Annotated in this window: 9 protein-coding genes and 1 pseudogene; 3 read left to right on the forward strand and 7 right to left on the reverse strand. The window is 62.9% G+C overall.

The window, feature by feature from the left end:
• Both PspS35_RS10540 and PspS35_RS10545 read right to left on the reverse strand, forming a co-directional pair.
• Entirely contained in the window at positions 1 to 402 is a 402-nt protein-coding gene (locus PspS35_RS10540) for a GFA family protein (protein ID WP_159934173.1), read from the reverse strand.
• 207 nt (positions 403 to 609) lie between these two features.
• Positions 610 to 2834: pseudogene (locus PspS35_RS10545) on the reverse strand (TonB-dependent siderophore receptor).
• Between the two features lie 218 nt (positions 2835 to 3052).
• Here PspS35_RS10545 and PspS35_RS10550 point away from each other — a divergent pair.
• The 3 genes from PspS35_RS10550 to PspS35_RS10560 all read left to right on the forward strand — a co-directional run bounded on the left by PspS35_RS10550 (position 3053) and on the right by PspS35_RS10560 (position 6839).
• On the forward strand, positions 3053 to 5410 hold the full coding sequence (locus PspS35_RS10550) for a DNA polymerase II (RefSeq protein ID WP_159934175.1): 2358 nt from the start codon (positions 3053 to 3055) through the stop codon (positions 5408 to 5410).
• Positions 5411 to 5469: 59 nt separating this feature from the next.
• On the forward strand, positions 5470 to 6102 hold the full coding sequence (locus tag PspS35_RS10555; RefSeq protein ID WP_159934177.1) for a glutathione S-transferase: 633 nt from the start codon (positions 5470 to 5472) through the stop codon (positions 6100 to 6102).
• Between the two features lie 164 nt (positions 6103 to 6266).
• The gene (locus PspS35_RS10560; RefSeq protein WP_159934179.1) at positions 6267 to 6839 is read left to right on the forward strand and encodes a DUF4174 domain-containing protein; all 573 of its coding nucleotides are present in this window, start codon (positions 6267 to 6269) and stop codon (positions 6837 to 6839) included.
• Between the two features lie 40 nt (positions 6840 to 6879).
• Here the strand turns inward: PspS35_RS10560 and PspS35_RS10565 are convergent, their stop codons facing one another.
• From PspS35_RS10565 to PspS35_RS10585, 5 genes are read right to left on the reverse strand one after another with little or no spacing between them, the layout of a single operon-like run.
• Positions 6880 to 7923: an acyltransferase family protein gene (locus PspS35_RS10565; protein WP_159934181.1), complete on the reverse strand. Its 1044-nt coding sequence runs from the start codon at positions 7921 to 7923 to the stop codon at positions 6880 to 6882.
• A 22-nt stretch (positions 7924 to 7945) separates the two neighbouring features.
• On the reverse strand, positions 7946 to 9355 hold the full coding sequence (murJ, locus tag PspS35_RS10570) for a murein biosynthesis integral membrane protein MurJ (RefSeq protein ID WP_159934183.1): 1410 nt from the start codon (positions 9353 to 9355) through the stop codon (positions 7946 to 7948).
• Positions 9355 to 10782 carry an O-antigen ligase family protein gene (locus tag PspS35_RS10575; protein ID WP_159938021.1) on the reverse strand — a complete coding sequence of 476 codons (1428 nt, stop codon included), beginning with the start codon at positions 10780 to 10782 and terminating at the stop codon, positions 9355 to 9357. Before PspS35_RS10575 ends, murJ begins: the two co-directional genes overlap by 1 nt.
• Before the next feature lie 2 nt (positions 10783 to 10784).
• Positions 10785 to 11888 (reverse strand): glycosyltransferase family 1 protein, encoded by a 1104-nt coding sequence (locus PspS35_RS10580; protein WP_159934185.1) that lies wholly within the window; start codon positions 11886 to 11888, stop codon positions 10785 to 10787.
• Entirely contained in the window at positions 11879 to 13096 is a 1218-nt protein-coding gene (locus PspS35_RS10585; RefSeq protein WP_159934187.1) for a glycosyltransferase family 4 protein, read from the reverse strand. The genes PspS35_RS10580 and PspS35_RS10585 overlap by 10 nt, the downstream gene beginning before the upstream one ends.
• Positions 13097 to 13102: the final 6 nt, after the last annotated feature.

The raw sequence follows: 13102 nt of genomic DNA on the forward strand, positions 1-13102 counted from the left end.
TTATACCTGCCATTCGTCCCAGCGCTCAACGTCTTCATGGGCAAGCCAGGGCACATCATGGGCCGTCCAGATATGCGAGGTGGGCCTGACGCCTGGATCATCATCCAGCGTCGCCACCCGCACAATCACATGGGGCTGATGCCCACGCTCTGCGATGAGATGCGAGCCGCAGCGCGAGCAGAAACGCCTGAGCTTGCCTGGTGAAGATTCAAAGGACGACAGTAACGCCTCACCCTGTGTCCAGCGAAAGTGCTCGCGCATAACCCCGGCGGTGGTGACAAACGCCGCCCCATGCGCTTTGCGGCAACTGATGCAGTGGCAGTGGCTGATGGGCATGTCCAGGCTGTCCAGTTGGTACTGCACGGCCTTGCAGAGGCAACTGCCATGGAGTTGTCGGGTCATAGTGCTTCGCTTCAGGAGGGAGGCAGACAATCTACCTTTCGCGGCCACACTTCGCATCACCCTGACTTACTTTAGTGCCCTTATTCCTGCATTGCTGGCACCACTGCATTCAGGTTAATTGGCAGGACTTCGATGTGGGAGAAGCCCTGAATCTAGTGGTGAGCCAGCGATGCGCAAATCGTCTGACTCCCACCCAGTCGTACGTTTTTAGAAGTCCACAGAGGCCGACAATTTGGCCACACGCGGATCGCCCTGGCTCAGGAACCCGCCCTGAGCCGACTCCCAGTATTTCTCGTTGGCGACGTTTTCCACCGTGGCGCCCAGCGTCACATCACGCTGATCCAACTTGAAGCTGTAGCGCGCGCCGACATCGAAGCGGTTCCAGGCCGGCAGGCTCAGGTTGTTGGCCGCATCGGCGTACTGGCCACCGGTGCGCAGCATACGACCGTTGAGCGTCACGCCTTGCAGGCCGGGTACATCCCAGTCCACGCCAGCGTTGAGTTGGAATGAAGGCACACCAATGGCGCGGTTACCGTCGTTTGCGCCGTTTTGCGTGTCTTTGAGCTCGGTCTTCATCACCGTCGCGCCGCCCAGCAGGCGCAGGCCACTGATCGGCTCGCCGAAGACGTTCAGTTCAACACCTTTGTTGATCTGCTGACCTTCACGAACGTAGCGTGCAGTGGTGTCATCGACCACTTGCGAATAACCGGCCCCAGGCTGCTCGATACGGTAAACACCCAAGGTGGCCCCGTAGGTCCCCATGTCCACCTTCACGCCCGCTTCGATTTGCTTGGAGCGCGCCGGTGCATAGGGCTGCCCGCCGCCGATGACTGTCCGGGTGCCGGCCTTGAGCGGAGAAACCGGGCCTTGGGCCAAGCCCTCGATACGGTTGGCGTATACCGACACATGCTCCCATGGCTTGAACACAATGCCGTAGACCGGCGTGGTGATCGATTCGTCATAGTTGGCAGTGCGGGTACCGCTCATGTAGTTGTAGCCCTGGACCACGATCTGCTGGCGACGAGCGCCCAGGGTCAATAATAGGCGGTCATCGAAGAAGCCCAAGGTGTCGGAGATGGCTGCGCTGCGCACGAATGTCTTGGCGGTAATCGTTGGGTCGCTGAAGTCGGTACCTGGGGTATTGCGCGGGCTGTTGAGGGTCGGTGGTGCCCCGGTCACAGGGTTGTAGATATTCGTCGCGCTCGGTGAGCCGTTGAACACATAGGCGTTGCGCGCCTGGGTCCAAATGCCGGCGAGGCCGAAGTTGAGTCGGTGGCTGACGGCCCCGGTCTGGAATTTTCCGTTCAGGCCGCTCATCAAGCTGGAGTTGTCTTCCTCGTGGGCGATGGTCGAGCGGCTGGAGGTGGCATTGCCGAGGTTATCGGTCAGGGTTATCGACGAATACTGGCCCATTTCACGGCTGTGTTTGGCACCGGCTGCCGCATAAGCGGTCCAGTTTTCGTTCAGGTCATACTCGGCACGCAGCATCCCCAAGGTGTCTTCAAGGTTGGTATTGCTCCAGCTAGGCGCGTAGTTGGTGTCTGCGGACGGCGCGTCCGGCACCTGCGTGGCCGTGCCGAGGAATACCGAGTTGCGTCCGCCGTTGATACGCTGCTTCTGGTAGATGAAGTCGCTGGACAGGCGCAATGCCTCGCCGCGATAGTCCAGGCCGACGGCAAACAGTTTGGAGCGCTGGTTCTCATCATCAATGCCGGTATCGCCTTCGCGTTGCGACAGGTTTACCCGGGCGCCAAAACGATTGTCATCGCCAAAGCGCTGGCCGATATCCAAGTGCTCGCCCACCCGGCCATCGTTGCTGATGTCGGTGCTGAAACGGCGCAGCGGCATATCATCGGCGCGCTTGGGTTGCAGGTTCACACCGCCGCCAATCCCGGAGCCGCCCGGTGTTACGCCATTGATGAAGGCGTTGGGCCCCTTGAACACTTCAACCCGTTCCAGCGCATCGGTGGACATAATCTGACGCGGCAGGATGCCGTACAGACCGTTAAAGGAAATGTCATCGCTCGTCAGCGGCAGGCCTCGGATCATGAAGGTCTGTGCCTGGTTCGCATACCCCGACGCCTGGCGCACCGACGAATCGTTGAGCAGCACATCGCCGACGGTCTCGGCCTGCTGGTCGCGGATCAGTTTTTCGGTGTAGGAGGCCATGCTGAAGGGCACGTCCATGATGTCCTGGTTACCCAGTACGCCTAGTTGGCCGCCGCGGGCTACCTGGCCACCGGCATATACCGGGGGCAGGGCGCTTCGGCGTTGATGTTGGTAGCCCCCAATTCCAGTGTATTGCCGTCCTGACTGTTGTTCGCATCCTGCGGGGTGGCTGGAGTTGCAGCGTGAGCGGCGAGGCTCAGAGAGCAGCAAAGGGCGAGCAGGGTTAGGCGAAACGGTACAGTCACTCGGGCACAGGTGGGCATGGTCGATCCTGACGGCGAACCGTCATTGTGAGGAAATGGGCAACAAACGTTGCGCTTCCTCGCTGCGCGGATACGACTCCGGTGCGAATGATAGTGATTGTTATTGGCGTCGTGCAACAGATTTATGTGATTGCGGTCCACATGCGCGTTTACCTGCCGCGTGTGTGCCGATGCCGCGTAGAATCAACGCCTGAATGCGATTCCTGAGGTGCGGTACGGTGGATTTACAGCAGGGTTTTGTCCTGACCCGGCATTGGCGCGATACCCCGGCGGGCACGGAGGTCAGTTTCTGGCTGGCCACCGACCAGGGGCCACGGTTTATTCGCCTACCTGCGCAGACCTCGGTGATGTTCATCCCCGAAGCCCACCGCAAGCCACTCGATTGGCTGCTCAAGGGTGAGCGCGATATCCAATTGCGCCCCCTGCAATTGTGCGATTTTCATCACCGCCCGGTCCTGGGCCTTTACACCCGCCAGCACCGGCAGTTGATGGACGTGGAAAAACGCCTGCGCGCTGCTGGCGTCGACGTCTACGAAGCCGACGTACGCCCGCCTGAGCGCTACATGATGGAGCGTTTCATCACCGCCCCGGTGTGGTTCGGTGGCACACCGGACGCCGCGGGTGTGCTGTGCGATGCGCAGATGAAACCCGCGCCCGACTACCGGCCCCCGCTCAAGCTGGTGTCCCTGGACATCGAGACCACCGCCCAGGGCGACCTGTACTCCATCGCCCTCGAAGGCTGTGGTGAGCGCCAGGTGTACATGCTCGGCCCACCGAACAAAACCGACGCGGTGGACTTCAAGCTCGACTACTGCGACACCCGTGCCCAGTTGCTCGAACGCCTCAACCAATGGCTCGCCACCTTTGATCCCGACGCGATCATCGGCTGGAATGTGGTGCAGTTCGACCTGCGCGTGCTCCACGAACACGCCCAGCGTCTCAAGGTGCCGCTCATGCTCGGGCGTGGTGAAGAGCCCATGGCCTGGCGCGAACACGGCAGCCGCAACCATTACTTCGCCGCCGCGGCGGGGCGCTTGATCATCGACGGTATCGAAGCCTTGCGTTCGGCTACCTGGAGCTTCGAATCCTTCAGCCTGGAAAACGTCGCGCAAACCCTGCTGGGCGAGGGCAAGGACATCTCCACACCGTACCAGCGCATGGACGAAATCAATCGGATGTTCGCTGAAGACAAACCCGCCCTGGCGCGCTACAACCTCAAGGACTGCGAGCTGGTCACGCGGATTTTCGAGAAGACCGAACTGCTCAAGTTCCTGCTCGAACGGGCCAGCGTCACTGGGCTGCCGGCCGACCGCAACGGTGGCTCCGTCGCCGCGTTCACTCACCTGTACATGCCGCTGATGCACCGCCAGGGCTTTGTCGCGCCCAACCTCGGCGACAAACCACCCCAGGCCAGCCCCGGCGGGTTCGTCATGGACTCGCGTCCCGGCCTCTACGAATCGGTGCTGGTGCTCGACTACAAAAGCCTCTACCCGTCGATCATCCGCAGTTTCCTCATCGACCCGGTGGGCCTGATCGAAGGCCTCAAGTATCCCGATGACAGTGAATCGGTGGAAGGCTTTCGCGGCGCACGTTTTTCCCGCACGCGGCACTGCCTGCCGTCCATCGTCGCCCGCGTGTCCGAAGGCCGCGAAGTGGCCAAGCGCGAACACAACGCACCGCTGTCCCAAGCGCTGAAAATCATCATGAACGCGTTCTACGGCGTACTCGGTTCCAGCGGTTGCCGCTTCTTCGATACGCGCCTGGCGTCATCGATCACCCTGCGTGGCCACCAGATCATGCGCCAGACCCGCGAACTGGTTGAAGCCCAAGGCTACGAAGTGATCTACGGCGACACCGACTCCACCTTCGTCTGGCTCGGCAGCGCCCATTCCCAGGAGGACGCCAGCCGTATCGGCCAGGCGCTGGTACAGCATGTGAATGCGTGGTGGCGTGAGCATCTGCACAGCGCGTTTGGCCTGCAAAGCGCCCTGGAGTTGCAGTACGAAACCCACTTCACGCGCTTTCTCATGCCCACCATTCGCGGGGCAGAGGAGGGCAGCAAAAAGCGCTATGCCGGCTTGGTCACCCGCAGCGATGGCACTGAAGACATGGTCTACAAAGGCCTGGAAACTGTGCGCAGCGACTGGTCGCCCCTGGCCCGGCAGTTCCAGCAGGAGCTCTACCAGCGCATCTTCCACCGCCAGCCCCATCAGGACTACATTCGCGACTACGTGCGTCGGACCCTGAGCGGCGAGTTCGATGAGCTGCTGATCTACCGCAAGCGCCTGCGCCGCCGCTTGGACGACTACGAACGCAACGTGCCGCCCCACGTGCGCGCCGCGCGCCTGGCCGATGAGTACAACGACCGTCTCGGGCGTCCGCGCCAGTACCAGCGCGGTGGTTGGATCAGTTACGTGATCAGCGTCAACGGCCCTGAACCGCTGGAAGTGCGCCAGGCGCCCATCGACTACGATCACTACGTCACGCGGCAATTACAGCCGGTGGCCGATGCGATTCTGCCGTTTGTGCACGATGACTTCGCCACCTTGGTCGGCGGACAAATGGGGCTGTTCTAACGTACAACCTTGGTCAAGCATGTGGGAGCTTACGTCCCCAGCGATAGGAGAAAACGCCCATGTACACGCTCTACGGCACTGACGAATCCGGCTCCTGCATGATCGAAATTGCCCTGCAACGTTGCGCGGTGCCGTGGCACCGGGTAGACGCCAGCTCTTGGCAGGACAGCGAGGGCAGCGATGCCCTGGCACGCATCAACCCGCTCAAGCAGATCCCCACCTTGGTCACGCCCGATGGCCAGGTGCTGACCGAAAGCGCGGCGATCCTGATCCACCTGGGCCTTGAGTTCCCCAATTCACACCTGCTGAGCGGCGACCGTGCGCAGATCATCAGAGGCCTGGTGTACATCGCCGCCAATTGCTATTCGGCGATTGGCATCATCGACTACCCGCAACGCTGGTTGGGCAACGCCAATGAAGCGGCCCAGGTGCAACTGGCTACGGGCACTCGTCGCTATTTGCATCAGGCCTGGGTGGTGTTCGCCGACCAGTTCGAACAACAGCTGTCTGCCCCGCAGGGTGCGCCCAATGCACTGGGCATCATGGCAGCAGCGGTGTCGCGCTGGGACGACGCGCGTGAGGCATTGAATGCCCTGGCGCCAGGCTTTGCCCAGACGCTGGCGCAGGTAGATGCCGACCCTATCGTGGCCCCCGTGTTTGCGCGGCATTGGCCGGACTGGAAGGTCTCGTAATGTTTGTGCAATCAAAGGAAACAATGTCGCATGTGCGCTTCAAGCCCTTGCGTAGCGGGCGTCGTGGCCTACGCTTTCTGAAGGCGGTGTAGGAATCATCCTTGAATTTGACTGTCGCAGACATGAAACTCAAGAACCCTGCATGGAATTCAAAGGAGGTGCGCATGCTCATCCGGTCGCTGACCCTGGCTACCTTGATGGCTTTTACGGGGCCGCTGTTGGCTGCTGATGATAATCCGCTCAAGCAGGACTTGGGCAAGGCCCGTCCGCTGGTGGTGGTAGAGCTCGATGCCGGCAACCCCACGTTGGCAACGCTCAAGAAACAGCTGGACGAACCTGCAACCAAGCAGTCCTTCGAAGAGCGCAGCATGGTGTTCTACACGGTGAAGTTCGGCAGCATCGGCGCCGAAGGTGAGAAGTTCGCCAAAGACCCCAAAGACAGCAAAAAACTCACCCCGCCGGAAACCAACGCGCTGATCCGTGCGCTCAAACTGGGCGCCGGCAGCGGCACCAAGGTGATCCTGATCGGCAAGGATGGCGAGAAGAAACTCGAGAAGACCGTGCCTCCGGATACGCTCGACCTGAAGGAGTTCTTCAGCACCATCGACCAGATGCCTATGGCGGAGAAAGAAGCCGCTGCCGCCGCGCAACCCGAACCTGCGCCACCCCCGCCAGCCAAGGGCGCCAAACCCGCCAAGCCGGGTAGCAAGCCCGCCCCGCAACAACTGGACGACTGAAACACAGGCCTATGTGGGCGCTGCCCGCTCCCACATAGGTTCAACGGCGCTGTTCAGGCGCCTTGCGCACCGGAAACGCAAAGTAGAAAAACCGCAAGAACGCCACCCGCTTGATCACTTCCCCGATCAACAACGGCACCACCACGGCCACGACAAAACCGATGCAGGCCGCGATGAATGCAGGCAGCCCGAGGCGCTCCATCAGGTCGAAAGTCTTGTGTTGGATCTCACCATGGAAGATCAACAGGATCAGGGTCGACTGGCCGATGTAGGTCATACCCCGGGTGATCAGTGCCGATACCATCAGCACCCGCGCCAACGCCCAGCACAGGTACACGCCAATCACCGCCAGCAGGCTGGTCCACAGCCAATGGTCGTAGCGTCGTTGCGCCAGGTCCATAGTGTCGCCTCGATAGAGGAACACCGCCGCGAACAGCACGATGGAAACCAGCAGGGTCAGCAAGGAACCCTCATGCGTGCGCAGCCAATCGCGCAGCAAGTAGCCGTAGATGAAACACGCGCTGCTGATCAGGGTGATATCCAGGCTGAACGGCAACCCTGGCAACACCCAGGTGTGGCCGTTGAGGGTTACCGGTAATTGCCAAAACCACGGCAGCATCCAGATGCCTATCAGCAACGGCACCAGCATCACCAGGCAACTCACCGCGAGCGGCAGGCGCTGGATCAGGCGCAACAACACCCAACTGAACAGAATCGCCACCCAGAAGTGCGGCAGAAACCACAGTGCCTGCCACGGGATGGTGTCCACCGAGGCGTAGAACACGCCGCCGATGTCCGGCAGTAACGGCTGGCCGCGCAGCACATCGCGCACGATCACATACAGCAGCATGGTGAAGAAAAATGGCTTGAGCAGGCCATCGGCTTTGCGAATCGCCATCTCTACAAAGGGTTGTTCAGGCTTGAAAAACACGCCCGACAAAAAGAAGAACAACGGCAGCACGAACGACGCCAGGATCGGGTACATCAGGTCCGGGGACGTGGCGACAAACCAGCTGTGGGCATACACGATCACCAGGATGCCGATGCCCTTGGCGATATCCATCTGGATCCAGCGATGTTTCATGTACGTCTCCCCAGTCGATCCTTCATGCCTTGCGCCACGGCTTGAGCCACAGCCCCATCCCGAGCAACACCACGGCGCCGGCCAGGGTGCTCAGCCCCAGTTGCAGCCACACGCCTTCAGTACGAAACAGCCCCAGCGCCGCGATGCCCAGCACCAGCGCACTGAGCAGCCAGTGCCGGGCCCAGGGCAGGGCGCCGAGCAAGGCCTGGCGCTGCATCAGCAGCAACGCGGTACAGATCACGCCCGCCAGGGCGGCGAGTGGAATCCCGGCCAGGCCGAACACAAACGGCAAGGCGCCAAGCAGCAGCACGTTGACCAGGCTGCCGAGCAGTTCGCAGCGCAGCGGCTGGCGCGTATCGCCGGCGGCGTAGGCGTACCGTGCGAGCAAAGCGTTCCAGGCGCCGAACACCAACGGCACGGCAAACCACGCCAGTAGCAGCGGCAACGGCGAGTCTGCCGATTGCTTGGGCAGCAGCAGCGCCACCAGGCTCGGCGCGGCAGCCACCAGCCCGACGCCGGCAGGCAGGGTCAGCACGCTGGCGGTCTCCAGGCCGCGCTTGAGCAGGGCCAGGCGCGCATCGCCCTGGCGCCGGCTCATCATGCCCAGCAGCACCTGGTTGAGGCTCATCAGCGCAATCAGCGGCAGGTTCATCAGCTTGCGGGCCAGGTTGACCCAGGTCACCGCGCCTTCGCCGAGCAGCGATGCCACGAGCCGTTCGATCAGCGCCAGGCCCTGGCTGGCGCCGTTGCTGATCAATAAGGGGCCGATGCGTGCGCCCAGTTCCCGCAGTGGCGCGAAGGTCAGTTGCCAGCGCCACGGCCGCCAGCCCTGGCGCCACATCGACGGCAGTAGCGCCAGGGGCATCAGCAGGCTGCCGGCGAGGCACGCCAGGGCCAGTGAGTGAGGTTGGGTCGCGGTGCCGGCGAGGGCGAGGTAGGTCACCGGTGGCAGGTTGAACAACAACGAGCCCAACCCGGCCAGCACAAACCGCTCGCTGGCCTGCAAGGGAATGCTGAACAATGCATGCAGCATCAGCCCCGGCACACACCAGGCGACGATCTGCAGGTTGCTGCTGGCCAAGGCCGTCGCGGTGTCGGCCAGCCCTGGGCCGAGCACTTGCACCAGCCACGGCGCCAACAGTGCCAGCAGCAGGCTGGTGACCAAGGCAATCAACATCAGCGCCGGGAACAGCACCGCCAGCCAGTCCAGCCGTTCGCCGTCCTTGCGCGCCAGGTACAACGGCAACGCCGCCGCACTCAGCACGCCGCCGGCCAATGACATGCGCAGCGCCTCGGGCAAGAACAGCGCGATCAGGAACGCATCGCTGCGCTCTCCCGCGCCCCAGGCCGCCACCAGCAACCATTCACGCGCAAACCCCAGGCACAGGCCCAGCAGGGTCGCCAGGGTCAGCCACGCGGCGGAGCCGAGCATCAGGGCTGCGCGCCACTGAGCAGCGGTTTGCGGTGGACCACCGTCTTGACCTGCGGCAGGCGCGCCGGGAACAGGCGCCGGGCTTCCAGCACGTTGATGCCCACCATCAGCCAGAACAGCGCCACCATCACCACTGCAAAGCTGAAATAGTGGTCAAACACGCCGCTGACCAGCGCCGACAAAATCCCCGCCGTGGTGCCCAGCCACAGCGCATTGTCCTTGGTCAGGCGGATCGGGCCTTTCTCCGGGCGGGCTTCACGCCACCAGCGCACGGTCACCGCCACAAACAGCAGCATGCCGACGATGCCGATCTTGTAGACGTAGTTCAGCCACAGGTTGGAGATGCCCAGCAGATGGGTGCCCGGCACCGGCGGGTCGACCTTGAAGCCGATGCCCAGCGGGTAGGCCGCCACGGCCTGCGGGAACATGCGGTACTCGTCGAAACGCACTTCGGTACTGGCGTTGTCCGAGGAAAAAATCGTCGCCAGGCGATCCTGCAACGGCGGATACGCCATCACCAGCGCCACCGTCAGCGCCGCGCCGATCATCAACAAGCGGCCGGTGTACGGCACGCGCCGCGTGGCCATCCACATCAGCACCAGCGCCAGGCTGACCATCGCGCCACGGCTGCTGGCCAGCAGCAATGCCGCCGCCCCCAGGCACGCCACGCCCAGGCCCAGTGCGCGTTTCCAGCCTTGCTCGGTCATGCCGAAGCAGAAGGCCAACGGCAGCAGCAGCGCCATGATCCCGCCGATGGCATTGGGGTGGGTCCACGGCGAACCCATGCGCGAGGACATGGCCTCTAGGCCGAACTTGAGCATGTCGAAGTTGGCGTAGTTGAACAGCCCCAGGATCGGTGCAATCCCGGCGCCTGAGCGCGTACGCACAAACACCGCGATGGACAACACCAGCATCGCCAGGGTGCCGAGCAACAGCGCGATGACCAGGGATTCGCGGTGCTTTTGGTCCACCAGCAACTTGGCAGCGAGGAACACCCCCGACAGGTTCAGCAACCAGCGCAGCCAGTTGGCCAGGCCGCTGCTGTCGGCATGGGTGATGACCTGGCCGACCATGAACGGGAACACGCTGAACAGCATCAGCCACACCAGCATTTGATCGGTGGGGCGTCGGGTCAGGCTGGGTGCCTGGGGCAAGCGCGACAGAAAGCTGTGCCACAGGAGCGCGGCCCAGGTCAGGGCCAGAATCGCCTCGCTCACCGTGGTGCGAATGCCCAGGTTGACGGTCGAGTACGGCATGAACGTCGCCACGCCGGCGAACAGCAACAGGCCCCAGAACGGAAAGCGCAGGATGGTCACGGCGCCCGCCAGGCCGATCACGGCCAGAAATGCCTTGGCTGGCGACAGCAGCAGGGCCAGGGCGCCGAACAGCAGGCCGAAAAGGATCGCGACGAGGCTTGCCAGGTTCACTCTCACGTCAATTCCTCGATCAGTTCGGCCAGGCGCGTGCGATAGGCGTGGTGGTTGAAGCGCTGTGCCCATTGGCGCCGTTGCTCGGGGGATTCTTCATCGGGCCGCTCACCCAGGCCGATCATCAATTGCACCAGCGCCGGGCCATCGGTAGGTGAAAAGCGCGGTGCCGACGGCGGGGTGATTTCGTCCAACGAGGTGCCGCTGGCCACCGCCACCGGGGTACCGACGCTTAACGCCTCGATCACTGGCAGACCAAACCCTTCGGCATACGACGGTTGCCACAGGCGCGAGGCCTGGCGGTACAACGCGTGCAACTCGGCATCCGACACACCGCTCAAGGCACGAATGCCCGGCAGTGTGCGCTGGGCTTCGGGCAAATGATCGAGGCTGCCGACCAGCACCAGTTCCGGCACGGCGGGGGATTGGCGCCGCGCCTGCTGCCAGGCCTGCACCAGAAACGGCACGTTCTTGCGCAACTCGCGGGTGCCCACCAGCAGCCAGTAACGCTCAGGCAACTGGCGCGCACTGAGGTCGGCGGCCAGTTCGCAGAACCCGTCGACCTGATTGGGCAAAACGCGAATCTTGCCCGCCGCCTTGGGAAACAGCCGCGCGGTTTCATCGGCGCTGTACTGCGACGGCGTCCACACGCGGTCGGCGCTGTGCACCGCGTAGGCGATCGACAGGCGATCGCAGGTCTTGTAGATCAACGCCTTCAAGCGGTTGGCGTGGTAGTTGTCCAGGGTGATCTGGAACAGGTCATGCAGCAGCACGACGCTGCGCAGGCCTTTCGGCTTGGGTGGCAGCGGCAGGCCCATATTGAAGGTGCTGATGTACAGATCGATATGTTGCTCGCGCAACGCCCGCGGCAAGAAACCGGCTTCGAAACGCAGGCGATTCTGCGGCTGGTGCATGGCGGTCTTGGCGCAGCCCCAGGCCGGGCAATGGGCCCATAAGCGGGTTTCATCGCCCAGGGGCGCCACCGTAAAGCGCTCGAGCTCAATGCCCGGCAGCGTGTGCAGCGCACTCTCCAGCGCATACACCTGGCGGCTGATGCCCGATTGCGGCGAGGTGCCGACGGTGCGGTAATCCAGGCCTACACGCATGCCGGCTCCTTTTGAGTGTGTGGCACGAGGCTGGCATACACCTGCTCCAACTGGCTGGCGGCGACGCTCCAGTCATGGGCGCGACGCACATAGTCGCGGCCGGCTTCACCCATGGGCGCCGCCGCGTCGGGAAATTGCAGCAGGCGCACCACCGCATCGGCCAGCTCGGTAGCGCTTTGTCCGCCCAGGTAGTCCAGGCCTTCCACCAGGTCCAGCCCGGATACGCCTTGCTCGGTGCTGGCCAGCGGCAGGCCAGCGGCCAGGGCTTCAAGCACCTTGAGTTTCGAGCCGCCGCCGTGGCGCAACGGCGCCAGGAACACCGAACAACTCGATTGCAGGTTCAGCAGGTTGGGCACGAAGCCTTGCCACTCGATACGCGGATCTTTCCAGCGCTCGCGCCAACTGCCTGGCATGCCGAAGCCGCACACGCTCATGCGCGCATCTGGGCAGCGTTCCCACACCTTGGGCAGGATTTCATCCAAGGCCCATTCGATGGCGTCCACGTTCGGCGCGTATTCATAGTTGCCCAGGAACAGCACGCGGCGGGCCGACGGGTCGGGATGGGCGGCGGCGAAGTGATCGCAGTCCACGCCGTTGACCACCACCGGCACCGGTTTGCCGGCGATTTTTTCCAGGGTCTGCGCATCGTTGTCAGTGACCGCCACCACCTGGGCGGCCTGGCGCATCACCCGGCGTTCCCAGCGTGCATAGCGCCATTGATCGTAGCGGGTAAACGGCAGTGCCCAACCTGGCAAACGGTCGTAGGTGGCGGCGCCAAGGGCTGATTCGACGTTGTGTTCGGTCAGCACAAACGGTTGCGAGTTACGCGCCAGCGCATCTTCGTAAGGTTGGAAACTGTAGCTGTGTTCGATTTGCACCACGTCCCAATGCTCGCCGAGCAGCCAATTGAAGGTGTCCTGCAGTTCGCCCGATAACCCATTTACGCTGGCCAGCAGTGGGTAGGGCGCAAAAAGCCCGGCCACCAGGGTCTTGAAGCTGCGCAGCGGTCGGCGCGGCAAGATGATCAACTGTTCGACAAACGCTTCCAGCACCTGGCGGTCGGTGACCGAGACCGGGTGCTTGTCATGCAGTAACAAGGTAATCCGATGCCCGCGCGCCGCCAGGCTACGCAGCAGGTGGAACTGGCGCGTCTTGCCGCCGCTGGTGGCGGGCCACGGCGAGTAGGGCAGGATCCATAAAATGCGCATGGCGGG

This window comes from Pseudomonas sp. S35 (assembly GCF_009866765.1).
In the GTDB taxonomy this organism is placed as follows: Bacteria; Pseudomonadota; Gammaproteobacteria; order Pseudomonadales; family Pseudomonadaceae; genus Aquipseudomonas.